Consider the following 26,392-nt stretch of genomic DNA (forward strand, 5'->3'; position numbering starts at 1 on the left):
TCCGGACTCAGCGGATTCAGCGGGACTCGCCCGGTTTCTGTTGATCGATGCCGGGGCCCGAACGACGGCGCACCGTCGGCTTGCCCGTGCGCGCCGGCGCTTGTTCGGTCTGGCGCGGCGCGGCCACTGCGGTCTTCGTCTTGCCCTTGGCCGTTTTCACGATTTCGTCGACGGGCGATTCATCGCCGCGTTGCGCCGCGAGATAAGCCGCCGCGGCCGCTTCGGCATTCGTGCCTTCCGGACGCCACACCTGACCGATCGCGAGCGACTTCAGCTTCTTCTTGCCGCCGTACCACAGGTTCACGAGGCCGCGCGAGAAGAACACCGCCGAGAACATCGACGTCAGAATGCCGATACAGTGCACCACCGCGAAGCCGCGCACCGGACCCGAACCGAACGCGAGCAGCGCGAGGCCGGCGATCAGTGTCGTGACGTTCGAGTCGAGAATCGTCGCCCACGCGTGCTTGAAGCCTTCCTGAATCGCGGTCTGCGGCGGCGCGCCGTTACGCAGTTCCTCGCGGATACGTTCGTTGATCAGCACGTTCGCGTCGATCGCCATACCGAGCGCGAGCGCGATAGCCGCGATACCCGGCAAGGTCAGCGTCGCCTGAAGCAACGACAGCACGGCGACGAGCAGCAGCAGGTTCACCGACAGCGCCAGCATGGAGAACACGCCGAAGAGCAGGTAGTACGCGATCATGAAGACGGCGATCGCGGCGAAACCGTACGTGACCGAATCGAAGCCCTTCTTGATGTTGTCCGCGCCGAGGCTCGGGCCGACCGTGCGTTCCTCGATGATGTCCATCGGCGCGGCGAGCGAACCCGCGCGCAGGAGCAGCGCGAGATCGGTTGCGGCTTGCGGCGTCGGCTGGCCGGTGATCGAGAAGCGGTCGCCGAGTTCGGACTGAATGGTCGCGACCGTCAGCACTTCGCCCTTGCCCTTTTCGAACAGCACCATCGCCATCGGCTTGCCGATGTTGTCGCGCGACACGGACGACACCGCGCGTCCGCCCGCAGAATCCAGACGGATATTGACCGAAGGCCGTTGATGGTCGTCGAAGCCCGCGGACGCGTCGATGATGCGGTCGCCGGTGAAGATCACCTGCTTGCGCAGCAGCACGATGCGATCGCCCTGCTTGAACGCTTCGTCACCGGGCGGCACCGCGTCGTTCGGGCCGATATAGGTGTTGACCGGATCCGCGAGACGCGCTTCGAGCGTCGCCGTGCGGCCGATGATGTCCTTCGCCTTCGCCGTGTCCTGCACGCCCGGCAGCTCGACCACGATGCGGTCGGAGCCTTGCTGCTGGATCACCGGCTCCGCGACGCCGAGTTCGTTCACGCGGTTATGCAGCGTGGTGATGTTCTGCTTGAGCGCGCTGTCCTCGACGACTTTCTGCGCGGCGGGCGAGAACGTGCCGACGACCTGAAAGCCATCACCGCCCTGGCGCGTCGTCCATTGCAGTTCGGACACGCCCGTCTGGAGCAGCGTGCGCGCGTTGTCCGCGCCCGCCTGATCCGAGAAACTCACGACGACCGATTGCCCGACCCGGTTCACGCCGCCATCGCGGATATTGCGGTCGCGCAGATAGGTGCGCGCATCGGCGGCGTCGGAGTCGAGCTTCTTGTTGAGCGCGCCGGCCATGTCGACCTGCAGCAGGAAGTGCACGCCGCCGCGCAGATCGAGACCGAGGTACATCGGCAGTGCGTGCAGGGCCGTCAGCCAGCGCGGCGAGGCGCTCTGCAGATTCAGCGCGACGATGTACTGCGGATCGCTCGGATCGGTGTTCAGCGCCTTCGAAAGCAGATCCTTCACATGCAGCTGCGTGTCCGTGTCTTTCAGACGCACGCGGATGTTCGCGTTCAGCTGCGAATTGTCGAAGGTGACTTCGTCGGCCTTGATGCTGCTCGCGGCGAGCGCGGCTTCGACGTTCGAAAGCGTGGTCGAGTCGAGCTTGACCGTCGCCTTGCCGCTCGATACCTGAACTGCGGGCGCTTCGCCGAAGAAGTTGGGGAGCGTGTACACGAGGCCGATGACGAGCGCCACCAGCATCACGACATACTTCCAGAGGGGATAACGATTCATGGGAATGGCCGACCGGAAAGTTGGCTTCGGAGGAGAGGGCGTCCGGCGATATGCGCGACGAGCCGGTCTGAAGACCCGGATGGCTCGGTGAGCGAGGCCGCGCCGGACGCGGTGGAACGAGTGGCCTTACAGCGACTTGATCGTGCCCTTCGGGAGAATGGTCGTCACTGCCGCCTTCTGGATGGTGATTTCCGTGCCTTCGGCGATTTCCACGCCGACGTAGGCGTCCGTCACCTTCGTGATCTTGCCGACGATGCCGCCATTCGTCACCACTTCGTCGCCCTTGGCCATGGCGGCGAGCATGTTGCGATGCTCCTTCTGACGCTTCATCTGCGGACGGATCATGATGAAGTACAGCACCGCGAACATCAGGATCAGCGGCAGGAAGCTCATCAGGCTCGATTCCGCGCCACCGGTTGCGCCTTGTGCAAAGGCATTGGAAATGAACGACACGTTGGTCTCTCCGTTGTTACATCGAAATAATTGACTGGAAGTCAGCCCGGCATTCTACCACCCGCACCTGCCCGAAAATGCCCGAATGCGCTTTGCCATCAAGCCGTTACGGACGATTCGCGGGCCTTATCGCAAGCAGTAGAAAGCAGATTGTAAAGCTTGGCGCAACGAAGCCGCGCGTTTTCAATCCACGCCGCGCGCGCGATTCTCCGCGAACGTCTTGCGAAACGCCTCGAACGTATGATTTTCGATCGATTCGCGCACTTCGCCAATGAGTTGCAGGTAATAGTGCAGGTTGTGAATCGTGTTCAATTGCGCGCCGAGAATCTCGCCGACGCGATGCAGATGATGCAGATAGCCGCGCGTGAAGTTCCGGCACGTGTAGCAGCCGCAGGATTCGTCGAGCGGCTTCATCGAGTTCTTGTGCGTCGCGTTCTTGATCTTCAGATCGCCGAAACGCGTGAAGAGCCAGCCGTTGCGCGCGTTGCGCGTGGGCATCACGCAGTCGAACATGTCGACGCCCGCCGCGACGCCCGCGACGAGATCCTCCGGCGTGCCGACGCCCATCAGGTAATGCGGCTTGTCGGCGGGCAGCTTCGGGCCGATGTGATTCAGCACGCGCATCATGTCTTCCTTCGGCTCGCCGACCGACAGCCCGCCGATCGCGAGGCCGTGGAAACCGATGTCCGAGAGGCCTGCGAGCGATTCGTCGCGCAGGTCTTCGAACATGCCGCCCTGCACGATGCCGAAGAGCGCGTTCGGATTGCCTAGCCGGTTGAACTCGTCGATGGAGCGCTTCGCCCAGCGCATCGACATGCGCATGGAATCGGCGGCGTCCTTGTGCGAGGTGGGAATGCCGTTGGTCGAGTAGGGCGTGCATTCGTCGAACTGCATGACGATGTCGGAGTTCAGCACCTTCTGAATCTGCATCGATACTTCCGGCGACAGGAAGAGTTTGTCGCCATTGATCGGCGACGCGAACGTGACGCCATCTTCGGTGATCTTGCGCAGATCGCCGAGCGAAAACACCTGGAAGCCGCCGGAGTCAGTCAAGATCGGCCGGTTCCATCCCATGAACTTGTGCAGGCCGCCGTGCGCGCCGATCACTTCGAGACCGGGACGCAGCCACAAATGGAATGTGTTGCCGAGGATGATCTGCGCGCGGATCTCTTCGAGTTCGCGCGGCTGGATTGCCTTGACGGTGCCGTAAGTGCCGACCGGCATGAAGATCGGCGTTTCGACGACGCCGTGATTGAGCGTCAGACGGCCACGGCGCGCCTGGCCATCGGTCGTCAGCAGTTCGAACTTGAGCCCGTTGTCGGGCGGAGTGTGGGTTGCGGTCATTTGAGTTCCTGCCACTGGAAAACAGTCCAGCGCATCGGTTGAGAAAACTAGTCGCGGCGAGTCAGAAGCATTGCGTCGCCGTAGCTGAAGAAACGGTACTTTTGCTCGATTGCGTGACGATATGCATCGCGAATCGTATCCATGCCGGCGAACGCGGAGACGAGCATCAGCAGCGTCGACTTCGGCAGATGGAAATTCGTCACGAGCCGGTCGACGACGCGAAACGCGTAGCCCGGCGTGATGAAGATATCGGTTTCGGCCTGCGTCGCCGAGAGCGGGCGGTTCGCTTGCGCGGCGTCGCGCGCGGCGGCTTCGAGCGCGCGCATCGACGTCGTGCCGACCGCGATCACCTTGTTGCCGCGCGCCTTCACCGCCGCGATGCGATCGACGAGCGATTGCGGCAGGTCGTACCACTCGCTATGCATCTTGTGTTCCGCGATGTTCTCGACGCGCACCGGCTGGAACGTGCCCGCGCCGACGTGCAGCGTCAGCGTCGCGCGCTCGACGCCGCGTTTTTCGAGTTCGGCGAACAGCGCGTCGTCGAAGTGCAGGCCGGCGGTCGGCGCGGCGACCGCGCCCGGATTTGCCGCATAAACGGTCTGATAGCGCGTTTCGTCGTAGGCGTCGGCGTCGTGCTCGATGTACGGCGGCAGCGGCAAGCGCCCGTATTGCTCGATGAGCGTCAGGCATTCGGCAGGGAAGTGCAGCGTGTAGAACGGCTCGACGCGTTCGCCGACGGTCACGTCGAACGCATCCGCGAGGCGGATCGTCGTGCCTTCGGCCGGGCTCTTGCTCGCGCGGATCTGCGCGAGCGCCGTGGTCGCGCCGGTCAGCCGCTCGACCAGCACCTCGACGCGCCCGCCGCTGGCCTTCTGGCCTGGAAAGCGCGCCTTCAGGACTTTGGTATCGTTGAACACCAGCAGATCGCCGGGTGCGAGCAGGTTCGGCAGCTCGGAGAATCGGCGGTCGACGAGCGCGCCATCGGACACCTCGAGCAGACGGCTCGCGCTGCGCTCGGCGAGCGCGTTCTGCGCGATCAGCTCGGGCGGCAGATTAAAATCGAAATCGGAAAGCGTGAACATGGCTTGAACGTAGCGCGAACGGGCGCGAACGAAGTGCAATCGCGCCGAACAAACCTCATATTGTACTTGCGAAGAGAGTCAATGCCCTTGTCCGACCGCCGCGCCGCCGCCACGACCGATCCGCTGACCCTGGAGGAAAGGGACGCGCCGCGTGCCGCCGCGCCGGCGAAAAAGAAGGCGAAAGCGGACGAAAAGCCGAAAACCGTCGTCAAGACGGCGGACAAGCTCGCCAAGCTCAGCCTGAAATCCGACATCGATCTCGTCCTTCATCTGCCGATGCGCTATGAGGACGAAACGCAGATCACGCCCATCGGCGAGCTGATTCCGGGCGACATCGCGCAGACCGAAGGCGTCGTTTTCGACAACGAGATCGCGTATCGGCCGCGCCGTCAGTTGCTCGTGAAAATCCACGACGATTCCGGCGACGAACTCACGCTGCGCTTTCTCAACTTCTACGGCTCGCAGGTCAAGCAAATGGCGATCGGCGTGCGTCTGCGCGTACGCGGCGATGTGCGCGGCGGCTTTTTCGGGCTGGAGATGGTGCATCCGGCGGTACGTCCCGTCGATGACGACACGCCGCTGCCGCAAGCGCTCACGCCGGTTTATCCGTCGACGGCGGGAATTTCGCAGGCGTATTTGCGCAAGGCGATCGACAACGCGATCACGCGGGTCGATCTGCCCGAACTGCTGCCGGCGCCGATCGCGAAGGCGCATTTGCAGCCGCTCAACGTGCCCGGTCTGCTCGACGCCGTGAAGACGCTCCATCATCCGCGCGCCGATTCCGACGAAACCGCGCTGATCGACGGCACGCATCCGGCGTGGACGCGCATCAAGTTCGAGGAACTGCTCGCGCAGCAGTTGTCGCTCAAGCGCGCGCACGAAGAGCGCCGCACGCGCGCCGCGCCCGCGATGCCGCGCCGTGCGCCGGACGACGACGCGTCGCTCGTCGTGCGTCTGTTGCGCGCGCTGCCGTTCGCGCTGACTGGCGCGCAGCAGCGCGTGGTCGCGGAAATCGCGGGCGAACTGACGCTCGCGCATCCGATGCAGCGTCTGCTTCAGGGCGATGTCGGCAGCGGCAAGACGATCGTCGCGGCACTCGCGGCGGCGCAGGCCATCGACGCCGGTTATCAGGCCGCGCTCATGGCGCCGACCGAAATTCTCGCGGAGCAGCACGCGCGCAAGCTGCGCGGCTGGCTAGAGCCGCTCGGGGTCACGGTCGCGTGGCTCGCGGGCAGTCTCAAGGCGAAGGACAAGCGTTCCGCGCTCGAAGCAGCGGCGCTCGGCACGGCGAAACTCGTCATCGGCACGCACGCGATCATTCAGGACGCGGTCGAATTCGCGCGCCTCGGGCTCGTGATCGTCGACGAGCAGCATCGCTTCGGCGTCGCGCAGCGGCTCGCGTTGCGCGCGAAGGCGCTGAACGCGGCTGACGGAAAAGCCGATTTCCAGCCGCATCAACTGATGATGTCCGCGACGCCGATCCCGCGCACGCTCGCCATGACGTACTACGCCGATCTCGATGTCTCGACCATCGACGAACTGCCGCCCGGCCGCACGCCGATTCTCACCAAAGTGGTGTCCGACGGACGTCGCGACGAGATCATCGGCCGCGTGCGCGAGGCGGCGCTGACCGGAAGGCAAGTGTATTGGGTCTGTCCGCTGATCGAAGAAAGCGAGACACTTCAGCTTCAGACGGCCGTTGAAACTTACGAGACGCTCGTCGCCGCGCTGCCGGAACTGCGCGTCGGGCTGGTTCATGGCCGGCTCGCACCCGCCGAAAAAGCCGCCGTGATGGACGCGTTCTCGCGCAACGAAGTGCAATTGCTCGTCGCGACGACGGTGATCGAAGTCGGCGTGGACGTGCCGAACGCATCGCTGATGGTGATCGAGCATGCCGAGCGCTTCGGCCTCGCGCAGTTGCATCAGTTGCGCGGACGCGTGGGGCGGGGCAGCGCGGCGTCCATCTGCGTGCTGATGTACTCGAATCCGTTGTCGCAGACGGCGCGTGCGCGGCTGCAAACGATGCGCGAAACGACCGATGGCTTCGAGATCGCCCGGCGCGACCTGGAAATTCGCGGTCCCGGCGAGTTTCTCGGCGCGCGGCAATCGGGCGAAGCGATGCTGCGATTCGCGAGTCTTGAAAACGACGGCTGGCTGATCGAACCGGCGCGCGCCGCCGCCGATCAGATGCTTGCGCAGTTTCCCGACGCCGTCACGCGCCATCTGGCGCGCTGGCTCGGCGCGCGGGAGCACTATTTGAAGGCTTGACTGAACTCGCGCGGGCCATGTCGGTCCCTATTTAACCTGCGCGGACCGGCGAATCGGCAAAAGTTGTCGAACGGCAGCCGGCGGGTGTATAACTCAAACCTATCGAATCAATGTATTTCATTGGCCTCCAATGACCCTCACCGAATTGAAGTACATCGTCGCGGTCGCGCGTGAACGGCATTTCGGCCGCGCGGCCGAGGCGTGCTTCGTCAGCCAGCCGACCTTGTCGGTGGCAATCAAGAAGCTCGAAGACGAACTGAACGTGCAGATCTTCGAGCGCGGCACGAGCGAAGTCAGCGTAACGCCGATCGGCGAGCAGATCGTGACGCAGGCGCAGCGCGTGCTCGAACAGACGCTCGCCATCAAGGAAATCGCCAAGCAGGGCAAGGATCCGCTCGTCGGACCGCTGCGTCTGGGCGTGATCTATACGATCGGACCGTACCTTCTGCCGACGCTCGTCAAGCAGATGATCAAGTCCGTTCCGCAGATGCCGCTCATGCTCCAGGAGAACTACACGCTCAAACTGATCGAGCTCCTGAAGCAAGGCGAAATCGATGTCGCGATCATGGCGCTGCCGTTCCCTGAAACCGGCCTGATGGTGCGCGCGCTCTACGACGAGCCGTTCGTCGTCGCGATGCCGTCGGGGCACGCGTGGGAGAACCGTGCGAAGATCGATCCGGACGATCTCAAGCAGGAAACCATGCTGCTGCTCGGCAGCGGCCATTGCTTCCGCGATCACGTCCTCGGCGTGTGCCCGGAACTGATGCGCTTCTCGCAGAACGCGGACGGCATCCAGAAGACGTTCGAAGGCTCGTCGCTGGAAACGATCCGCCATATGGTCGCGAGCGGCGTCGGCATTACCGTGTTGCCGCGCATGTCGGTGAGCGAGGTGAAGCCGCACGCGGCGGGCATCGATTCGGGTCTGCTCAGCTACGTACCGTTCGACGAACCCGTGCCGGACCGGCGCGTCGTGCTCGCGTGGCGCAAGAGCTTCACGCGCATGCCCGCGATCGACGCCATCTGCGACGCAATCGCCAATTGCGATCTGCCGGGCGTGAAAAAGCTCGATATGCCGGTCGCCGTGAACTGACTCGGCTGTCCCCACGAAACGCCGCGCTCTGGCAACGGAGCGCGGCGTTTTCTTTTTTGCGGTAGCGCGCGCAAGCGAAACCGGCACTTCGCTTGATCTATCGCATATATAAATTTAATCGAATTATAAAAACCGATAGCTTGCGTTACGATCCTTCTCAGATGACGACACAGAGAGGATTTCATGACCGCCGCGACCTTCTTCGACCGCTGGAGTGACCTTCGCCAGATGGCGGTCTCGATCCTCGCCGATTTCGCAAGCGCCGCATGACGCGCGGCCGATCCGCATTCATCTCACGCCGAACCTCAAAAACAGGAGCATCACGATGACGACTCAACGACTCACGACCGCAGCAGGCGCACCCGTCGGCGACAACCAGAACTCGCAGACCGCAGGTCCACGCGGCCCGGTCACGCTGCAAGACTTCTGGCTCGTCGAAAAGCTCGCGCACTTCGACCGCGAAGTGATTCCCGAGCGCCGCGTGCACGCGAAGGGCTCGGGTGCTTTCGGCACGTTCCGCGTCACCCACGATATCTCGCGCTACACGAAGGCGAAGCTGTTCGCCGACATCGGCAAGGAAACGCCGATCTTCATGCGCTTTTCCACAGTCGCGGGCGAGCGCGGCGCCGCGGACGCCGAACGCGACGTGCGCGGCTTCTCGATCAAGTTCTACACGGAAGAGGGCAACTGGGACGTCGTCGGCAACAACACGCCGGTGTTTTTCATCCGCGATCCGCTGAAGTTTCCCGACTTCATCCACACGCAAAAGCGCGATCCGTACACGAATATGCGCAGCAATGTCGCGGCGTGGGACTTCTGGTCGCGTCATCCGGAATCGCTGCATCAGGTGACGATTCTCATGAGCGACCGCGGCATCCCGAAGAACTACCGTCAAATGCACGGCTTCGGATCGCACACGTTCTCGTTCATCAATGCCGACGGTGAGCGCTTCTATGTGAAGTTCCATTTCAAGTCGCAGCAGCCGCTCGAGAACTATACCGACGCCGAAGCCGCCGCCGTGATCGCCGCCGATCGCGAGAGCGCGCAGCGCGATCTCGTCGACAACATCGACAAAGGCAATTTCCCGCGCTGGAATTTCCGCATTCAGGTGATGACGGAAGACGAGGCTGCGAAGTCGAAGGTGAATCCGTTCGACATCACGAAAGTGTGGTCGCACAAGGACTATCCGCTGATCGACGTCGGCGTGATCGAGCTGAATCGCAATGCGCAGAACTACTTCGCGGACGTCGAGCAGGCCGCCTTCACGCCGGCGAACGTGGTGCCGGGCATTGGCTTCTCGCCGGACCGGCTGTTGCAGGGGCGTCTTTTCTCCTATGGCGACACGCAGCGCTATCGGCTCGGCGTCAACCATCATCAGATTCCGGTGAATGCGCCGCGTACGTCGGTCGCGAACACGTTTCATCGCGATGGCGCGATGCGGACCGACGGCAACCTCGGCGGCCGCGTGAACTACGAGCCGAACCGTTACGGCGAATTCGCGCAGGACGTGAACGCAAACGAGCCGCCGCAAGCGGGCGGGATGGTGCATCGCTACGACCATCGCGAGGACGACGATTACTACAGCCAGCCGGCAGCGCTTTTCAGACTCTTCGACGAAGCCCAGCGCGAACGCTTCTTCGGCAACATCGCGCGGCACATTCATGGCGTGCCGAACGAGATCGTCGCGCGGCAGATCGGGCATTTCCGCCGTATCGATCCGGCGTATGCGCAAGGCGTGATCGATGCGCTCGCGAAGCTCGGGCAGACGATCGAAGAGCAGGACACCGCAGCCGTCTGACGGCGGCGCTTTCGGAAACACGGGAGAACACATCATGTCTCAGGCGTTGCATCACATCGCACAGGCCGTCGAGCAGATCGACGCAACGAGCGTTCGGGCATCGCGCGGCGTGCGCGTCGCGATCGCGTTCGGGATCGTCGCGGCGGGATACGGGCTGATCGTCGCGGGCGGTGTCGCGGGCGCGTGATAGCGTCGCCGTGCAATGAATCGTTCCCCGTTTATACGATAAACTGTCGAACGCTCGAAACGCCGCGCGGCAAGCTCTTGCGCGCGGCGTTCGCACCTTTCGAATCAACTCTCTCTCGGAGTCATCATGGCGAAGAAAGGCATTGCACCCGCCGTCAATATCGGCATCAGCGACAAAGACCGCAAGAAGATCGCCGACGGGCTGTCCCGCCTGCTGGCCGACACGTACACGCTGTATCTGAAGACCCACAACTTTCACTGGAACGTCACGGGTCCGATGTTCAACACGCTGCATCTGATGTTCGAGACCCAGTACAACGAACTGGCGCTCGCCGTCGATTCGATCGCCGAACGCATTCGCGCACTGGGCGTGCACGCGCCGGGCAGCTACAAGGACTTCGCGAAGCTGTCGTCGATTCCGGAAGCGGACGGCGTGCCGGCCGCCGAAGACATGATCCGCCAACTCGTGGAAGGCCAGGAAGCCGTCGTCCGCACCGCGCGCGAGATCTTCCCGGCGACGGAAGCCGCGAACGACGAGCCGACCGCCGACCTGCTCACGCAACGCATGCAGACGCACGAGAAGACCGCGTGGATGCTGCGCGCGATGCTGGCCTGAAGCGCTCGGCCTCGACATGACGAAACCCCGCTTTCACGCGGGGTTTTTGCTTTTCGGGCTGATCTAAAATAGCTCGTCGTGAATTTCGCTCCCAGGGTCCGCCATGTTCGCCCGTTTTCCGCTCTACATGCGCCTCGTGCGCCTCGACAAGCCTATCGGCAGCCTGCTGCTCTTGTGGCCGACGCTCAATGCGTTGTGGATCGCGTCGAGCGGCCATCCGTCGCCGATGCTGCTCGTCATTTTCATCGTCGGCACGATATTGATGCGCTCGGCGGGCTGCGCGATCAACGACTACGCGGATCGCGATTTCGACCGCTACGTGAAGCGCACGGCGGAGCGGCCGATCACATCGGGCAAGATCAAGGCGTGGGAAGCCGTGGCGCTCGCGGCGGCGCTCTCGCTCGTCGCGTTCCTGCTGATCCTGCCGCTCAACACGCTCACGAAGGAACTGTCGGTGTTCGCGCTGTTCGTGGCGGGTTCGTATCCGTTCACCAAGCGTTTCTTCGCGATCCCGCAGGCGTATCTGGGCATCGCGTTCGGCTTCGGCATTCCGATGGCCTTCGCCGCCGTGCAGAACCAGGTGCCGATGCTCGCGTGGATCATGCTCGCGGCGAACGTGTTTTGGTCGGTCGCGTACGACACCGAATACGCGATGGTCGATCGCGACGACGACATCAAGATCGGCATTCGCACGTCCGCGCTCACCTTCGGGCGATACGACGTGCTTGCCGTCATGCTCTGCTACGCGATAACGCTCGCGATTTACGCGGGCATCGGCGTCGCGCTGGGCTTCCGCTGGCCCTACTGGCTCGGCTGGCTCGCAGCGGCGGGCTGCGCGGTTTATCACTACGGGCTGATCCGCAATCGTGAGCGCATGGCGTGCTTCGCCGCGTTCAGGCATAACAACTGGCTCGGCGGGATGTTGTTTGCGGGGATTGCGTTGCAGTATGCACTGTCGAACTGATCCCGTTCGCGTGGATCGGGTGCCGCAACGTGTGCAACGCACGTTGTGAGATCGCGCCGCCCGCTGTTTTATTCCGGCCTGCGAAATGGTCTGAGAACGACAAATTTGTTCACATTGAAGTCTCGCGGTCTTATCTTTTGATAAGTTCGCCAAGTTAGGCAACTAGCTAATCCTTTGGGCGCGTCTGAAAGACGCGTTATACACCGCCCGGCAATTCGATTGCGAATGCGCCGGCCTTCCTTCGACAAGCCAACCGAACGCCGCGGGGTATTTCCGCGCGGCTGCATTCGTTCGTTTGCTTTACTTCCAATGTGTCAGTCATGGGTTTTCTCGCTCGCTTCGATCTAGCCGGACTCGCATCCCGAAACGGAGTCACGCATCTCATCGAGACCGGCTATGGACGAGGCGACTCGTGCCGTGCCGCCTTGGGCGCGGGTTTCGCGAAAGCGCTGTCCTGCGAAATCTTCGAACCGCTCTTCGCCGAAGCGGAACAAAGCGAGCGGCTCAATGTGGTGAACGCGGACAGTCTCACCTTTCTGCGCTCCGATTCGGTGACCGGCGTGCTCGCCGAACAGCGCTGCCTCGTGTTTCTCGACGCACACTATCCGGGCGCGGACCATGGCGGCAAGAGTTACATGAGTCAGGAACACTCTCCGACCGAGCGCCTGCCGTTGCTCGCGGAACTTGAACTCATGCGCGGGCGGGCCAGTGACGCGCTTATCGTGCTGGACGATGTACGCATCTACCGGCGCGAGTTTCAGACAAGCTGCGGGACGCTTCCGGATTGGGCCGAAAACGGCTTCGATCAGGAAGCGGCGTTCCTCGAATTGCTTGCGTCGTTCGACTCCTCGCACACGCTGCACTGGCATTCCGAGGATACGGGCTACGCGGTCCTGTGGCCGCGCGCATGGGGCGAATACGCGCTGAAAAAATGGGTGATGCCCGGCGACCAGACGCAGCCGTTCGCGCTCACCCTAGGCGTTCCCGGCACGACCTGCATCTCGCTCAACCGCCGCTTGCTCGACGCTCGTTTCAGCAATCGCTGGCTCGTGGGCAATGGGCTCGATATCGGCGGCGGCAATGACAGCATCGCGCTGTATCGATCGTTGTTTCCGCGTATCGACAGGGTGACGGTCTACGAGTGGGAGCAGGGCGACGCGCAATATCTCGAGAACGTTCAGGACGACAGCTTCGATTTCGTCTATTCCGGGCACTGCCTCGAACACATGATCGACCCGCGTGTCGCGATGCGCCACTGGTTGCGCGTGCTCAAGCCGGGCGGCCATCTCGTCATCACCGTGCCGGACGAGGATCTCTACGAGCAGGGCATGTGGCCGTCGACGTTCAACGGCGACCACAAGCACACGTTCACCCTATACAAGCGGGAAAGCTGGTCGCCCGTTTCGATCAACGTTGTGGATTTGCTGCGCAGTTTCGAGCGCGAAGTCAGCATCAAGAAGGTCGAGCTTCTGGATCACAGTTTCCTGCACGGCATGGAGCGCTACGATCAGACGCGCACCGCATTCTCGGAATGCGGCATAGAATTCGTCGTGCAGAAACTTTGAGAGCGCGGCGCCCTCAAGCCCCGCCCAACTCATCCCCCATCTCTCTCGCCCGCGCTTCTGCCGCGAGCGCGCCGCGCACGATCGCATCCTTCAAGCCTTGCGCCTCGAACGATGCGAGCGCCGCCGCCGTCGTGCCGCCCTTCGACGTCACGCGCTCGCGCAGCACGCTCGCCGGCTCGCCCGATTGCGCGGCCAGTTGCGCCGCGCCGGTGAAGGTCGCGACCGCGAGCGCGCGCCCTTGCTCCTCATCCATACCGAGCTGGCGCGCGGCTTCCTGCATCGCTTCGATGAAATAGAACACGTAGGCCGGGCCGCTGCCGGAGATCGCGGTGACGGCGTCGAGCTTCGCTTCGTCGTCGAACCAGACGGCCGTGCCGACGGCTTCCAGCACTCGCGACGCGAGCGCCTTCGCCGCATCGGCGACGCCAGGCAGCGCGGCGAGCCCCGTCACGCCCATGCCAATCAGCGCGGGCGTGTTCGGCATCGTGCGCACGATCTGCGCGTAGCCGTTCAGCCAGCGCGAAAGATCCGTCGCGCGAATGCCGGCCGCGATGCTGATGATCGTCTGCTTCGACAGATGCGGCGCGAGCGCTTCGGCCACGCTCTTGAGCACTTGCGGCTTCACCGCGAGCACGATCGCGTCGTAGCCGGCGAGCGCTTCGTCGACAGCCGCGCCCGTCGCGATGCCGAACTGCTTCGCCGTGCGCGCGCGCGCTTCGTCGTTGATGTCGATGGCATAGATGTCAGCGGGCGCCGTGCCGCGCTTGATGAGACCGCCGATGAGCGCCGCGGCCATGTTGCCGCCGCCGATGAATGCAATTTTCATGGTTGATGATGAAGTCAGTTGGTGTAATTGCGCGCGCCGAAAATCGCGGTGCCGATGCGGACCATCGTCGCGCCTTCGAGCACGGCCGCTTCGAGATCGGCGGACATGCCCATCGAGAGCGTGTCGAGATCGAGGCCGTCGGCGCGCAGCGCGTTCATCAGTTCGCGCAGGCGCGCGTGCGGTTCGCGTTGCGCGTCGAGTGTTTCGGCGGGTTCGGGAATCGCCATCAGGCCGCGCAGACGCAAGCCCGGCAGGGCGGCGACCGCATGCGCGAGCGCGGCGGCCTCATCCGGTTCGACGCCGCTCTTCGATGCCTCGCCGCTCACGTTCACCTGCACGCATACGTTGAGCGCGGGCGCGCTTGGCGGACGTTGTGCGGAAAGACGTTCGGCGATCTTCAGGCGATCGATGGAATGCACCCAGTCGAACTGCTCGGCGACGACCTTCGTCTTGTTCGATTGCAGCGGCCCGATGAAATGCCATTCGATTTCGCCGCGCAGATCCGCGAGCTCGGCGATCTTCGCGATGCCTTCCTGCACGTAGTTCTCGCCGAACGCGCGCTGGCCGGCTTCGAAGGCGGCGCGCACGTCGTCGGCGGGAAAGGTCTTGGACACGGCGAGCAGCTTGACGGAATCCGCATCGCGCGACGCTTCGTGCGCCGCCTTCGCGATGCGTTGCCGGACTTCTTCGAGATGTTGGGCGATGGACATGCTTGAGGCTCGGGACGGTCGAGCCGCTCATTATACGAAGCGGCCTCAACCGTACAGCAGATGTTCCAGCAGTTGAATCCAGTGCGTGACGGGCGTCGACGTGCCGCTTTGCAGATGCGCGATGCAGCCGACATTCGCCGACACGATCATCTGCGGTTCCAGCTTTTCCAGCCGGTCGAGCTTCTGATTGCGCAGCGTGTACGAGAGCTTCGGCTGCAAGACCGAATACGTGCCAGCCGATCCGCAGCACAGATGGCTGTCCGCAGGCAGGCGCACTTCTAGGCCGAGCGCGGTCAGCAGATGCTCGACGCGTCCGCGAATCTGCTGCCCGTGCTGCAGCGTGCACGGCGGATGAAATGCGACCGTATGCACGCCGCGCCGCCGCGCGAGCGCGACGAGCTCTTCTTCGTACATCGGCAGGATTTCGGCGAGATCGCGCGTGAGATCGACGATCTTTTGCGCCTTCGCCGAGTACGCCGGATCGTTGCGCAGCAGATGCGCGTATTCCTTGACGGTCGCGCCGCAGCCCGACGCGTTCATCACGATCGCCTCGACGCCGTTTTCGACATACGGCCACCATGCGTCGATGTTGTTGCGCACGTCGTCGAGCGCGTCGTCGTTGTAGCCGAGATGCAGGCGGATCGCGCCGCAGCAGCCCGCGCCCGGCGCCGTGACGATCTCGATGCCGAGCGCGTCGAACACGCGCGCCGTCGCCGTGTTGACGTTGGGCATCATCGCCGGCTGGACGCATCCGGCGAGCATCAGCATCTTGCGTTCGTGCTTGTTGGTCGGCGCGGCGAGCGGGCGCTCGGGCAGCGGAATCTTCGCGCGCAGCTTGCGCGGAAGAATGCCGCGGAACTGCTGACCGAGCTTCATCGCGGGCGTGAAGAGCGTGCTGTTCGGCAGGAAGCTTGCGAGCAGACGCCGTTGCAGACGCTGACGCATCGGCCGCTCGACCTTTTCTTCGACGACCTTGCGCCCGATCTCGACGAGCTTGCCGTATTGCACGCCGGACGGACACGTGCTTTCGCAATTGCGGCAGGTGAGGCAGCGGTCCAGATGCAGTTGCGTGCTGCGCGTGACGGGCGCGCCTTCGAACATCTGCTTCATCAGATAGATGCGCCCGCGCGGCCCGTCGAGCTCGTCGCCGAGCAACTGATACGTCGGGCAGGTCGCCGTGCAGAAGCCGCAGTGCACGCACTTGCGCAGAATGGCGTCGGCTTCGTCGCCATCGGCCGTGCCGCGGATGAAATCGGCGAGATTGGTTTGCATCGATGCGCCTAGAAGTCTGGATACAAACGCGCGCGATTGAAGATGCGCGCCGGATCGAACGCAACTTTCAATCCACGGTGAATTTTCATGAGCGGCGCGGGCAGCGGCGTGAAAACGCCTGCATTGCGATCGTAGGCGGAGCCGGCGCGGAAGATCGTCGCGTGGCCGCCCGCCTGTTTCGCGCTGATGCGCACGGTTTGCGGATCGGTGTCGGTGATCCACCAGCGTTGCGCGCCGCCCCATTCCATCAGTTGCGCGCCCGGCAGATGCAGCGGCTCGGCGATCGACGGCAAAGCGAGCCGCCACAGCGCCGAACGCGGTTCGATGACAGCGAAGAACGGATCGGTCTGTTCGCGCATGCCGATCCAGAATCGGTCGGCTTCGACCGCATCGACGACCTCGCCGCCGAGCGTGTTGCGCGCGGTTTTCACGGCTGCTTCGGCGCCCGCGAGACGCAGCGCGAGCGTGCCGTCGCGCCACGCGCTGCCGCAGATCGGCAGCGGATGCCCGCCCCATTCGTTGAGCTTGCGCACGCCGTCTGTCGCGTGCATGTCGAATTTCAGCGTGGCTTCGGCGACGGGGCGCGGCAGCACCTTGATCGACAGTTCGAGAATCAGGCCAAGCGTGCCGAGCGATCCGGCGAGCAGGCGCGACACGTCATAGCCCGCGACATTCTTCACGACTTGCCCGCCGAAGTGCAGCACTTGTCCGTGGCCGTTCATGACGACCGCGCCGAGCACGAAGTCGCGCGGCGCGCCGGTCCATGCGCGTCGCGGGCCCGCAAGCCCCGCGGCGATGCAGCCGCCGAGCGTCGCGTTGCGCCCGAAATGCGGCGGCTCGAACGGCAGCATCTGATTGTGCTCACGCAGCGCGGCTTCGATTTCGGCGAGCGGCGTGCCGCTTCGAGCGGTGATGACGAGCTCCGCCGGATCGTACGCGATGATGCCGCGATACGCCCGCGTGTCGAGGATCTCTCCCTGGAGCGTCTGACCGTACCAGTCCTTCGTGCCGCCGCCGCGAATACGCAGCAGCGTGCCGGTTTCTGTGGCCCGGGCGATCCTCTCCGACCAGCCGGCGACGACGTCGTCCTGTTCCATGGGTGTTCCGCTCTCGAATTCTGGTTTTCTATGGCAGTCCGGTCGATTGTACCGGCCGCTTAACGGCGCCACACGCGGGGAAACGTGGATAGCGGAACGCGTTCTCCCGGCTAGAAGCGCGGCAACTCGGGGTGCGGCAACAGGCCGCCGCGCACGTGCATCTTGCCGTATTCGGCGCAGCGCGCGCGCGTCGGAATGCCCTTGTCGGGGTTGAGCAGACCCGGCGGATCGAACGCGCGCTTCACGGCGAAGAACGCGTCGCGCTCTTCGGGCGAGAATTGCACGCACATCGAATTGATCTTCTCGATGCCGACGCCATGCTCGCCCGTCACCGTGCCGCCGAGTTCGACGCACGCCTCCAGGATGTCGCAGCCGAACGCTTCCGCGCGATGCCACTCGTCGAGATCGTTGCCGTTGAAGAGAATCAGCGGATGCATGTTGCCGTCGCCCGCATGGAACACATTGATGCAACGCAGCGCGTACTTCTTCTCCATCTCTTCGATGCGCGCGAGCAGCGGCCCGATCGCGCGGCGCGGCACGGTGCCGTCCATGCAGTAATAGTCCGGCGAGATGCGGCCCGCCGCCGGAAAGGCGTTCTTGCGGCCCGACCAGAACTTGAGGCGCTCGGCTTCTGAACGCGAGATCTGGATGCGCGATGCGCCGTGTTCGCGCAGCACCGCCGTCATGCGGACGATTTCCTCGGCGACTTCATCGTGCGTGCCGTCGGATTCGCATAGCAGGATCGCGGCGGCGTCGAGATCGTAGCCCGCGTTGACGAATTCCTCGACGGCGCGCGTCGCGGGCTTGTCCATCATTTCGAGTCCGGCCGGGATGATGCCCGCCGCGATGATCGCGGCGACCGCGTTGCCGCCTTTCACGACATCGTCGAAGCTCGCCATGATGACTTGCGCGGTCTGCGGCTTCGGAATCAGCTTGACGGTGATCTCCGTGACGATCGCGAACATGCCTTCACTGCCGATCATCACCGCGAGCAGATCGAGGCCGGGCGCATCGGGGCCGAGCGAGCCGAATTCGATGACATCGCCGTCCATCGTCACCGCGCGCACGCGCAGGACGTTGTGAACCGTGAGCCCGTATTTCAGGCAGTGCACGCCGCCCGAGTTTTCGGAGACGTTGCCGCCGATCGTGCACGCAATCTGCGACGACGGATCGGGCGCGTAGTAGAGGCCGAACGGCGCGGCGGCTTCCGAAATGGCGAGATTGCGGACGCCCGGTTGCACGGTCGCCGTGCGCGCGTACGGATCGACCTCGATGATCTTCCGGAAGCGCGCGAGCGACAGCACGATGCCGTGGCGGATCGGCATCGCGCCGCCGGAGAGGCCGGTGCCCGCGCCGCGCGGAACGATCGGCACGGCGAGACGCGCGCAGATCTGCACGACGCGCTGCACCTGCGCTTCAGTTTCAGGCAGCGCGACGGCGAGCGGCAAACGCCGATACGCGGCGAGGCCGTCGCATTCGTACGCGGCCGTGTCTTCCTCGCGAAAGAGCAGACAGTGCGTCGGCAGCACGGCCATCAGCGCCTGCACGACTTCACGCTGACGCGCGGCGAGCTGATCTTCGGTCAGCGCGGGCGCGTCTTCGTGCGGCAGATTCGGCGACATCTGCTCGGCTTTGAGCTCGTCGGGTGCGTTCACGTCTCCTCCTTGTTCGATGACCGCGCGGTCGGCGCCGCGTCTTCATGCGTGCATCTTGCGCGACTTCGTCAGCCTTCGAAAGCGAAGATTTTCCCCGGATTCATCAGATTCTTCGGATCGAGCGCCTGCTTGATGGCACGCATCGTGTCGACGGCGTCCTCGCCGTGTTCGTCGATCAGAAAGCCCATCTTGTGCAGCCCGACGCCGTGTTCGCCGGTGCAGGTGCCGCCCATCCTCAGCGCGCGTCCGACGATGAGCCGATTGATGCGCTCGGCTTCTTCGAGCTCTTCGGGCTTGGCCGGATCGAGCAGCATCGCGACGTGGAAATTGCCGTCGCCCACATGCCCGACGATCGGACTCGGCAAGTACGAGCCTTGCAGGTCCTTCTCCGTTTCCTCGACGCATTCGGCGAGGCGCGAGATCGGCACGCAGACGTCGGTCGTGACGGCGCGGCAGCCGGGCTTCAGTTGCAGCATCGCGAAGTAGGCGGAATGGCGCGCGTTCCAGAGACGGCTGCGATCTTCGGGGCGCGTCGCCCACTCGAAGTCCTCGCCTTTGTTTTCCGCGACGATGTCCTGCACCGTCTGCGCCTGTTCCGCGACGCCGGATTCGGTGCCGTGGAATTCGAAGAACAGCATCGGCGATTCGCGTAGCGTCAGATTCGAATGCTTGTTGATGGCGCGCACGGCGAGCTTGTCGACGAATTCGACGCGCGCGATCGGCACGCCCATCTGAATGGTTTCGATGACGGCGCGCACGGCGTCGCCCATCGACGGAAACGCGCACACGGCCGCCGAAATCGCTTCGGGTTGCGGATAGAGGCGCACGGTGATTTCGGTGATGACGCCGAGCGTGCCTTCCGAGCCGACGAAAAGACGCGTGAGGTCATAGCCCGCCGACGATTTGCGCGCGCGCGTGCCGGTTTTGATGACGCGGCCATCGGCGAGGACGACGGTGAGCGCGAGGACGTTTTCGCGCATCGAGCCGTAGCGCACGGCGTTGGTGCCGGAGGCGCGCGTCGCGGACATGCCGCCGATGCTCGCGTCCGCGCCCGGATCGATCGGAAAGAAGAGGCCGGTGTCTTTGAGCGCTTCGTTCAGTTGCTTGCGCGAGATGCCGGGCTGCACGGTGACGGTTAGGTCTTCGGCGTTGATCGAGACGACCTGGTTCATCTCCGACAAATCGATGGAGACGCCGCCTTGCACCGCGAGGAGATGGCCTTCGAGCGACGAGCCGTTGCCGTAGGGGATGATCGGGACGTCGTGTTCGGCGCAGAGCTTGACGATGGCTTGCACTTCGTCGGTGCTGCGCGCGAAGACGACGGCGTCGGGAAGTTGCGGATCGAACGGCGATTCGTCGCGGCCGTGGTGTTCGCGTACTGCTTGCGCAGTGGAGACGCGGTCGGCGAATTGCTGCTTCAGGGCATCGAGAAGCGCGGCGGGGAAGGGGCGTTTCTGAAGCGCCTGATGTTCGGTCGGGTGATTCACGTGCGTGTCTCCGGGCGGTGCGGCTTTGGTTTCTGTTCTGGGCGTGGCTTTCTATCTCATTTTACGCCGTCGAGGAGCCGGTCGGCGCCGCGGGCTTCGCGCGGAGGCGCGTGCCTATAATGGGTCGGGGTTTTTGTCCGCTTTTCAGGAGTCGATGATGGGTCACCGCTTGAGCAAGATCGCCACGCGTACCGGCGATGATGGAACGACGGGTCTTGGCGATGGAAGCCGCGTTTCCAAGGACGATGCGAGGATTGCTGCAATCGGGGATGTGGATGAGTTGAATTCGTGTATCGGCGTCCTTCTGTGTGAGCCGATGCCTTCAGATGTGCGCGATGCTTTAACTCGGATCCAGAACGATTTGTTTGATTTGGGCGGGGAGTTGTCGATTCCGGGGCATTCGATGATTCAGGAATCGCATCTCGCTCAATTAGACGCGTGGCTGGAGGAATACAACGCGACATTGCCGCCGCTCAAGGAATTTATTTTGCCGGGTGGGTCAAGGGCGGCGGCGCTGGCGCATGTTGCGCGCACTGTCTGCCGTCGGGCAGAGAGGGCTATTGTCGCGTTGGGGCGCATTGAAACTGCTGGGGTTAATGAGGCGCCGCGGAGGTATGTGAATCGACTATCCGATCTTTTATTTGTTCTTGCGCGAGTACTTAATCGCGCGGATGGCGGCGAGGACATCCTCTGGATTCACATCAAATCACCTATGTGAAGGCGGCCATATTGGCATATACGTCACGCCGTGTTGCTTATTGAAGCCTTTTGTAGTTTTCCAAAGAGAATAACCATGATTCTCCACGCTGAGCCCTTTTGCGTTCAGTTTAGACGTCGATTCAGTATTCTCTGAAATTATTTCCTGTGCGATTTTGTCGCCACTCCGACTAGAAAATCGGAGTACTCTGTGGTCATTGATAACCAATACAACACTGAGGGCGCGACTACATCATGCACAGCGAAAATGCTCCGGCAATGACGCTCGCGGAGATGAGAGGCTGCGGATGGGAGTTAATCGTAAAAAATAACCTTTGCAAAGGTTATACCGGTCTTTTCCAAGATTTTTCGAACGCCGCCACGTCCGCAGTTGGAGAGAAAGACTTAAGAAAGGGTGAGTGCTTGAGGCTTCTAGCCCATGCGACTTCGATGATGCTTGCACCGATGAGCATCAATGAGCCATTCAGGCCGATGTTGTCGCTAACCGATGGAAGGCGTTCCGCGCTTCCGTCGGACTTTTCGATCGAAGACCTGAGCCTACTCGCTAGCTTCGTTGACTTCGTAGACAACCCTTGGCTAAGAGCAAGGTTATCGGACCTCGCTTGGCTCACGTTGCGGCCGCCGAATCCGAAGTTTGCGTTGATGGCCATCAACGCCTACGTAACGATTCCGTTGAGGCTTGAAACTTGGATTGCTGGTGGAGATGACTGCTGGCGTCGCGCCGTAAGCTTGGCGAGGATGCTTAGGCGAACCGCGGAGAAGGATCTGCAAGCTATTGAGTCGGCTGCCCTGGCGCGTTTTCTCCAACTCGATGCGAGCGATGGATTCATGGCCTTCTGGCTGGCAGAGTTTATGAGGCAAAATCGATTTGGGACAGCTGCTGCTTATGCTATTTCCGAGAGTCTGGGGGCAATTGCGTTCGTCCTTGGAGAGAAAAACGAGTTTCATGCAAGCCGGACATATTTCGAAGAAGCGGAGCATTGGTTCTCGGCGATGGGGGATAAAAATAGCTCGGCGCAAATGCTCGCGAATCTCGCCAAAGCATGGGAGGCTGAAGCGGATGCAGCACTATCGTCATATGTACCCAGCAACATGGTCGCGGCAGATTTTTATGAGAAGGCTATACAATCGTATCGCCGAATCCCCGGCGCGCTTAGGGGTCAACACGCTGTCGAGAAGCGGATCGCCGAAGTGCACGAAAAGTTGACTAGAGCGGGCGCTGGGGCATTAGGTGAGATGCACGTGCTTCGCTCGGACCCGATTGATGTTACGGAGATAATCGACCGTGCAACAGATCTCGTGAAAGGAAAGGCGCCGCTGGATGCGTTAAATGCGTTTGTGAACGTTACACGAGGGATAGGTGCTGAACAGCTGCGTAAACGATCCGAGCAAAGCCTCAAAGAATTCCCGTTGTTGTCGCTTTTTGCCGCGGTTTATTACTCGCGCGACGGTAGAGTAATCGCAAAGCGGCCCGGTGCTGGGCCACGAGACCACGGCTCAGATGATCATGATGCGGCGGTCCATGCTGAGATGATGCGCGAGTACAGCATGCAATTAGGTCTGGTAACGCAAGCGCTCATTTTACCGGCACTCGACATGATAAGGCTTGAGCATCGACTGCGTCGCGCCGACTTCGCAGCGCTGGCATATAAGTCACCGATCGTTCCGGCGGATCGAGCCGAAATGTTTGGACGAGGTTTGTATGCCGGATTCGATAATGACTTTGCTGCCGCTTTACATCTGTTGGTACCTCAAGTCGAGCACGTAGTTCGATACCAACTCAAAGCGGCAGGCGCTAAGACGACGAATGTTGCTAGAAACGGCGTTGAGAATGAGAATGGGCTGAGTACACTCCTGGAATTGCCAGAGTTAGAGCAGGTTTTTGGTAACGACCTCGCGTTCGAAATGCGCGCGCTCTTCTGCGATCCGTTGGGGTGGAATATCCGCAACGAACTCGCTCATGGCTTACTGAACGAGGATGACTGCTTTTCTGCAGGTTCCATCTACGCCTGGTGGTTCTGCCTGAAGCTTGTCTTCCTCCCCTTTTGGAATGCAACGCAGAACGGGGAGACAGCGGACGACGAAGGGCCAATATCGACCTGACCTACGCAATCATAGTCGTAGTATGTGGTTTGGAAATGCTGGAGTCGGAACAAATCGGCATTGTGCGTCGGCAAGCCCGCACAATGCCGAGCAAATCAGTTAATTGCCTCCACCCCTCACAACCCGCCGCTGCTTCACCGCTTCCGCCAGTCCTTCAAGCACGCCGACACTCTCATCCCACCCGATACAGGCATCGGTAATACTCTGCCCATACGTCAACTCGCACCCTTCCTTCAAATCCTGCCGCCCGGCAACGAGATGCGATTCCACCATCACGCCGACAATCCGCTCATCTCCAGCCGCAAGCTGCTTACCAATATCCTCACAGACCGGAATCTGATTTTCATGCTTCTTCGAGCTATTAGCATGACTCGCATCGATCATCAGACGCGCCGCCAACCCCGCCTTCCCGATATCCGAGCAAGCCGCATCCACACTCGCAGCATCATAATTAGGCGCTTTCCCTCCGCGCAAAATAATATGGCAATCCTCATTCCCCGCGGTAGAAACGATCGCCGAATGCCCGCCTTTGGTCACTGAAAGAAAATGATGTGGCTGCGAAGCCGCTTTGATCGCATCGACGGCGATCTTTACATTTCCGTCAGTGCCATTCTTGAACCCAACAGGACACGACAGCCCCGAAGCCAATTCCCGATGAACCTGCGATTCCGTCGTTCGAGCCCCGATCGCTCCCCAAGAAATCAGATCGGCGATGTACTGCGGGCTAATCATGTCGAGGTATTCAGTCCCAGCCGGCAGCCCAAGCTCATTGACATGCATGAGCAATTCCCGCGCAGCCCTCAACCCATCATTAATCTTGAAGCTGTTATCCATATACGGATCGTTGATGAGCCCCTTCCATCCAACGGTGGTACGCGGCTTTTCGAAGTACACGCGCATCACGATTTCCAGCTCACCCGCAAAACGCTTACGCTGCTCGATCAACTTCCCCGCATATTCCATAGCGGCCTTCGGATCATGAATCGAGCAAGGTCCGATGATGACGATCAGCCGGTCATCCATCCCATGAAGAATGCGGTGCATCGACTGCCGCGCGTTATAGATCAGCTCCGAAACCGGCTCGGCGCAGGGGAATTCGCGGATCAGATGCGCGGGCGGGGTCAGCTCTTTCAGTTCACGGATACGAACGTCATCGGTATTGTGCGGGGGCATGTCGGTTCTCCAGCGGCAGCGTGCGAATCAAATATGAGACGAAAAAAAACCGCCAGACTCGCTGGCGGTTTTTTCGGGAATTCGGTTTGTTCAACCTGTGTACGACTCACCCTCTCGATCCGCCAGCGGTCTGAGATGCCAAAAGAAATAAAAATAAAACTTGGCGGACATGATGGATCGAAAAAGAAACCGGACGTCGGTCGAAAAAAGTTGTGACTGCTTTTATAACCTCAAACGTGCAGCGCTGACAACCCTGCACACGCAAAAACGCGGACAATCCGCACCGAACGAAACGAAGACGCTACATCCACGCCCGATCGATGCGGAAATCCCGCATGCACGCGGTGGGCGATCAGACCGTGCCGCCGACCGTCATCTTCTCGATACGCAACGTCGGCTGACCGACGCCCACCGGCACGCTCTGTCCTTCCTTGCCGCAGACGCCGACGCCGCTATCCAGCGACATGTCGTTGCCGATCATCGTCACGTACTTGAGCGACTCAGGCCCGCTGCCGATCAGCGTTGCGCCCTTCACCGGATACGTGATCTTGCCGTTCTCGATCATGTAGGCCTCGGACGCCGAGAACACGAACTTGCCGTTGGTGATATCGACCTGACCGCCGCCGAAGTTCACCGCATACAGGCCGTTCTTCACCGACGCCAGAATCTCCTGCGGATCCTTGTCGCCGTTGAGCATGTACGTGTTGGTCATGCGCGGCATCGGCAGCGCGGCGTACGATTCGCGGCGCGCGTTGCCCGTCACCGGCATCTTCATCAGGCGCGCGTTCAGCGAATCCTGAATGTAGCCCTTGAGAATGCCGTCTTCGATCAGCGTCGTGCACTGCGTCGGATTGCCTTCGTCGTCGATATTGAGCGAGCCGCGCCGATTCGGCAGCGTGCCGTCATCGACGACGGTGACGCCCTTCGCCGCGACCTGCTCGCCGATGCGTCCCGCGAACGCCGACGAGCCCTTGCGGTTGAAATCGCCCTCCAGGCCGTGTCCGACCGCCTCGTGCAGCAACACGCCGGGCCAGCCCGGCCCGAGCACGACGGTCATCGCGCCGGCCGGAGCAGGGCGCGCTTCGAGATTGACGAGCGCGGCATGCACGGCATCGTCGACGTACTTCTGGAGGATCGCGTCGGTGAAATAGCCGTAGTCGAAACGTCCGCCGCCGCCGCCGGTGCCGATTTCGCGCCGGCCGTTCTGCTCGGCGATCACCGTCACGGAGACGCGCACGAGCGGGCGGACATCCGCCGCGAGCGCGCCGTCGCTGCGCGCGACCAGCACGACATCGTATTCGCCGGCCATGCCGGCCATCACTTGCGTAATGCGCGGATCTTTCGCCCGCGCCATTTGCTCGACGCGTTCCAGCAATTTCACCTTGGCGGTGGCGTCGAGCGAATGCAGCGGATCGGCGGCGAGATAAAGATCGCGGCCCGACACGCCCGTAAGCGTGCTCGCCGGCTTGATCTTGTGCTTGCCGCCGCCCGCCTTGGCGATCGCGCGCGTGGCGATCGCGGCCTGACGGATGGATTCGGGCGAGAGGTCATCGGAATACGCGAACGCGGTGCGCTCGCCCGACACGGCGCGCACGCCGACGCCCTGATCGATGCTGAAACTGCCCGATTTGACGATGCCTTCTTCGAGACTCCACGCTTCGCTGCGCGTGGACTGGAAATAGAGATCCGCGTAATCGACGCGATGCGTGAAGATTTCCGCCAGCGTGCGGGTGATCAGGCCTTCGTCGAGGCCGTAGGGCGTGAGCAAAACGTCCTTCGCCGTGACCAGGTTACGAATGCCGGGTTCGATGATATTCATGCGGTGCCTATTGCGTGTTCTGTGACGAGTTCGATGATATTTGCAGACGATTTGCAGCCTATTCTACGTTCCGATTCGCTCACA

21 protein-coding genes are annotated in these 26,392 nt (G+C 62.2%); 9 read left to right on the plus strand and 12 right to left on the minus strand.

All coding sequences use genetic code 11. The annotated features are described in order from the left end of the window. Positions 1 to 16: 16 nt before the first annotated feature. The 4 genes from secD to queA all read right to left on the minus strand — a co-directional run bounded on the left by secD (position 17) and on the right by queA (position 4,962). Positions 17 to 2,083 carry a protein translocase subunit SecD gene (gene secD, locus NCS67_RS01445; RefSeq protein WP_250433685.1) on the minus strand — a complete coding sequence of 689 codons (2,067 nt, stop codon included), beginning with the start codon at positions 2,081 to 2,083 and terminating at the stop codon, positions 17 to 19. A 126-nt stretch (positions 2,084 to 2,209) separates the two neighbouring features. Further along, positions 2,210 to 2,536 carry a preprotein translocase subunit YajC gene (gene yajC / locus NCS67_RS01450; RefSeq protein ID WP_008351510.1) on the minus strand — a complete coding sequence of 109 codons (327 nt, stop codon included), beginning with the start codon at positions 2,534 to 2,536 and terminating at the stop codon, positions 2,210 to 2,212. Between the two features lie 183 nt (positions 2,537 to 2,719). Beyond that, positions 2,720 to 3,880 (minus strand): tRNA guanosine(34) transglycosylase Tgt, encoded by a 1,161-nt coding sequence (gene tgt, locus NCS67_RS01455; protein ID WP_034470631.1) that lies wholly within the window; start codon positions 3,878 to 3,880, stop codon positions 2,720 to 2,722. 47 nt (positions 3,881 to 3,927) lie between these two features. Next, positions 3,928 to 4,962: a tRNA preQ1(34) S-adenosylmethionine ribosyltransferase-isomerase QueA gene (queA, locus tag NCS67_RS01460; RefSeq protein ID WP_034470633.1), complete on the minus strand. Its 1,035-nt coding sequence runs from the start codon at positions 4,960 to 4,962 to the stop codon at positions 3,928 to 3,930. Positions 4,963 to 5,043: 81 nt separating this feature from the next. Here queA and recG point away from each other — a divergent pair, with 81 nt between their 5' ends. The 7 genes from recG to NCS67_RS01495 all read left to right on the plus strand — a co-directional run bounded on the left by recG (position 5,044) and on the right by NCS67_RS01495 (position 13,449). After that, positions 5,044 to 7,230 (plus strand): ATP-dependent DNA helicase RecG, encoded by a 2,187-nt coding sequence (gene recG / locus NCS67_RS01465; protein WP_250433687.1) that lies wholly within the window; start codon positions 5,044 to 5,046, stop codon positions 7,228 to 7,230. A 130-nt stretch (positions 7,231 to 7,360) separates the two neighbouring features. Beyond that, positions 7,361 to 8,320, plus strand: a complete 960-nt coding sequence (locus tag NCS67_RS01470; RefSeq protein WP_008351503.1) for a hydrogen peroxide-inducible genes activator — start codon at positions 7,361 to 7,363, stop codon at positions 8,318 to 8,320. A gap of 325 nt (positions 8,321 to 8,645) precedes the next feature. Continuing rightward, positions 8,646 to 10,118, plus strand: a complete 1,473-nt coding sequence (locus NCS67_RS01475) for a catalase (RefSeq protein WP_008351501.1) — start codon at positions 8,646 to 8,648, stop codon at positions 10,116 to 10,118. 34 nt (positions 10,119 to 10,152) lie between these two features. Beyond that, positions 10,153 to 10,305: a hypothetical protein gene (locus NCS67_RS01480; RefSeq protein ID WP_160172877.1), complete on the plus strand. Its 153-nt coding sequence runs from the start codon at positions 10,153 to 10,155 to the stop codon at positions 10,303 to 10,305. 126 nt (positions 10,306 to 10,431) lie between these two features. Continuing rightward, positions 10,432 to 10,920, plus strand: coding sequence for a Dps family protein (locus NCS67_RS01485; RefSeq protein ID WP_008351500.1), 489 nt, complete (start codon positions 10,432 to 10,434; stop codon positions 10,918 to 10,920). A gap of 103 nt (positions 10,921 to 11,023) precedes the next feature. Then, complete coding sequence (gene ubiA / locus NCS67_RS01490) at positions 11,024 to 11,884, plus strand: 4-hydroxybenzoate octaprenyltransferase (protein ID WP_250433697.1); 861 nt, start codon at positions 11,024 to 11,026, stop codon at positions 11,882 to 11,884. Between the two features lie 320 nt (positions 11,885 to 12,204). Beyond that, the gene (locus NCS67_RS01495) at positions 12,205 to 13,449 is read left to right on the plus strand and encodes a methyltransferase domain-containing protein (RefSeq protein ID WP_008351496.1); all 1,245 of its coding nucleotides are present in this window, start codon (positions 12,205 to 12,207) and stop codon (positions 13,447 to 13,449) included. 13 nt (positions 13,450 to 13,462) lie between these two features. Here the strand turns inward: NCS67_RS01495 and proC are convergent, their stop codons facing one another. From proC to NCS67_RS01525, 6 genes are all read right to left on the minus strand, one after another. Further along, positions 13,463 to 14,275, minus strand: a complete 813-nt coding sequence (gene proC, locus NCS67_RS01500) for a pyrroline-5-carboxylate reductase (protein WP_250433701.1) — start codon at positions 14,273 to 14,275, stop codon at positions 13,463 to 13,465. Positions 14,276 to 14,289: 14 nt separating this feature from the next. Then, entirely contained in the window at positions 14,290 to 14,985 is a 696-nt protein-coding gene (locus NCS67_RS01505) for a YggS family pyridoxal phosphate-dependent enzyme (RefSeq protein WP_034470643.1), read from the minus strand. Between the two features lie 45 nt (positions 14,986 to 15,030). Next, positions 15,031 to 16,257 carry a glycolate oxidase subunit GlcF gene (gene glcF / locus NCS67_RS01510; protein WP_008351491.1) on the minus strand — a complete coding sequence of 409 codons (1,227 nt, stop codon included), beginning with the start codon at positions 16,255 to 16,257 and terminating at the stop codon, positions 15,031 to 15,033. Between the two features lie 8 nt (positions 16,258 to 16,265). Then, a complete protein-coding gene (gene glcE / locus NCS67_RS01515; RefSeq protein WP_008351489.1) occupies positions 16,266 to 17,354 on the minus strand; it encodes a glycolate oxidase subunit GlcE in 1,089 nt (362 codons plus the stop codon). A 110-nt stretch (positions 17,355 to 17,464) separates the two neighbouring features. Further along, complete coding sequence (locus NCS67_RS01520) at positions 17,465 to 18,976, minus strand: FAD-linked oxidase C-terminal domain-containing protein (protein WP_033536577.1); 1,512 nt, start codon at positions 18,974 to 18,976, stop codon at positions 17,465 to 17,467. A gap of 101 nt (positions 18,977 to 19,077) precedes the next feature. Continuing rightward, positions 19,078 to 20,496, minus strand: coding sequence for an FAD-binding oxidoreductase (locus NCS67_RS01525; protein WP_034470645.1), 1,419 nt, complete (start codon positions 20,494 to 20,496; stop codon positions 19,078 to 19,080). A 157-nt stretch (positions 20,497 to 20,653) separates the two neighbouring features. On the opposite strand from NCS67_RS01525, the gene NCS67_RS01530 reads away from it, so the two are divergent. Continuing rightward, positions 20,654 to 21,214: a cob(I)yrinic acid a,c-diamide adenosyltransferase gene (locus NCS67_RS01530; RefSeq protein WP_244808095.1), complete on the plus strand. Its 561-nt coding sequence runs from the start codon at positions 20,654 to 20,656 to the stop codon at positions 21,212 to 21,214. A 233-nt stretch (positions 21,215 to 21,447) separates the two neighbouring features. Next, positions 21,448 to 23,316, plus strand: a complete 1,869-nt coding sequence (locus NCS67_RS01535) for a DUF4209 domain-containing protein (protein WP_250433710.1) — start codon at positions 21,448 to 21,450, stop codon at positions 23,314 to 23,316. 99 nt (positions 23,317 to 23,415) lie between these two features. Here the strand turns inward: NCS67_RS01535 and aroG are convergent, their stop codons facing one another. Further along, positions 23,416 to 24,489 carry a 3-deoxy-7-phosphoheptulonate synthase AroG gene (gene aroG / locus NCS67_RS01540; RefSeq protein ID WP_244807690.1) on the minus strand — a complete coding sequence of 358 codons (1,074 nt, stop codon included), beginning with the start codon at positions 24,487 to 24,489 and terminating at the stop codon, positions 23,416 to 23,418. 352 nt (positions 24,490 to 24,841) lie between these two features. Further along, positions 24,842 to 26,308, minus strand: a complete 1,467-nt coding sequence (gene tldD, locus NCS67_RS01545; RefSeq protein WP_008351481.1) for a metalloprotease TldD — start codon at positions 26,306 to 26,308, stop codon at positions 24,842 to 24,844. Positions 26,309 to 26,392 lie beyond the last annotated feature (84 nt).

Source organism: Caballeronia sp. ATUFL_F2_KS9A (assembly GCF_023630765.1).
In the GTDB taxonomy this organism is placed as follows: Bacteria; Pseudomonadota; Gammaproteobacteria; order Burkholderiales; family Burkholderiaceae; genus Caballeronia; species Caballeronia zhejiangensis.

What these genes read in the sequence shown, in the direction of transcription:
- secD (WP_250433685.1), bottom strand. Translation starts at nt 2,083, where the DNA reads ATGAATCGTTATCCCCTCTGGAAGTATGTCGTGATGCTGGTGGCGCTC.
- tgt (WP_034470631.1), bottom strand. Translation starts at nt 3,880, where the DNA reads ATGACCGCAACCCACACTCCGCCCGACAACGGGCTCAAGTTCGAACTG.
- queA (WP_034470633.1), bottom strand. Translation starts at nt 4,962, where the DNA reads ATGTTCACGCTTTCCGATTTCGATTTTAATCTGCCGCCCGAGCTGATC.
- recG (WP_250433687.1), top strand. Translation starts at nt 5,044, where the DNA reads ATGCCCTTGTCCGACCGCCGCGCCGCCGCCACGACCGATCCGCTGACC.
- NCS67_RS01470 (WP_008351503.1), top strand. Translation starts at nt 7,361, where the DNA reads ATGACCCTCACCGAATTGAAGTACATCGTCGCGGTCGCGCGTGAACGG.
- NCS67_RS01475 (WP_008351501.1), top strand. Translation starts at nt 8,646, where the DNA reads ATGACGACTCAACGACTCACGACCGCAGCAGGCGCACCCGTCGGCGAC.
- NCS67_RS01480 (WP_160172877.1), top strand. Translation starts at nt 10,153, where the DNA reads ATGTCTCAGGCGTTGCATCACATCGCACAGGCCGTCGAGCAGATCGAC.
- NCS67_RS01485 (WP_008351500.1), top strand. Translation starts at nt 10,432, where the DNA reads ATGGCGAAGAAAGGCATTGCACCCGCCGTCAATATCGGCATCAGCGAC.
- ubiA (WP_250433697.1), top strand. Translation starts at nt 11,024, where the DNA reads ATGTTCGCCCGTTTTCCGCTCTACATGCGCCTCGTGCGCCTCGACAAG.
- NCS67_RS01495 (WP_008351496.1), top strand. Translation starts at nt 12,205, where the DNA reads ATGGGTTTTCTCGCTCGCTTCGATCTAGCCGGACTCGCATCCCGAAAC.
- proC (WP_250433701.1), bottom strand. Translation starts at nt 14,275, where the DNA reads ATGAAAATTGCATTCATCGGCGGCGGCAACATGGCCGCGGCGCTCATC.
- NCS67_RS01505 (WP_034470643.1), bottom strand. Translation starts at nt 14,985, where the DNA reads ATGTCCATCGCCCAACATCTCGAAGAAGTCCGGCAACGCATCGCGAAG.
- glcF (WP_008351491.1), bottom strand. Translation starts at nt 16,257, where the DNA reads ATGCAAACCAATCTCGCCGATTTCATCCGCGGCACGGCCGATGGCGAC.
- glcE (WP_008351489.1), bottom strand. Translation starts at nt 17,354, where the DNA reads ATGGAACAGGACGACGTCGTCGCCGGCTGGTCGGAGAGGATCGCCCGG.
- NCS67_RS01520 (WP_033536577.1), bottom strand. Translation starts at nt 18,976, where the DNA reads ATGTCGCCGAATCTGCCGCACGAAGACGCGCCCGCGCTGACCGAAGAT.
- NCS67_RS01530 (WP_244808095.1), top strand. Translation starts at nt 20,654, where the DNA reads ATGGGTCACCGCTTGAGCAAGATCGCCACGCGTACCGGCGATGATGGA.
- NCS67_RS01535 (WP_250433710.1), top strand. Translation starts at nt 21,448, where the DNA reads ATGCACAGCGAAAATGCTCCGGCAATGACGCTCGCGGAGATGAGAGGC.
- aroG (WP_244807690.1), bottom strand. Translation starts at nt 24,489, where the DNA reads ATGCCCCCGCACAATACCGATGACGTTCGTATCCGTGAACTGAAAGAG.
- tldD (WP_008351481.1), bottom strand. Translation starts at nt 26,308, where the DNA reads ATGAATATCATCGAACCCGGCATTCGTAACCTGGTCACGGCGAAGGAC.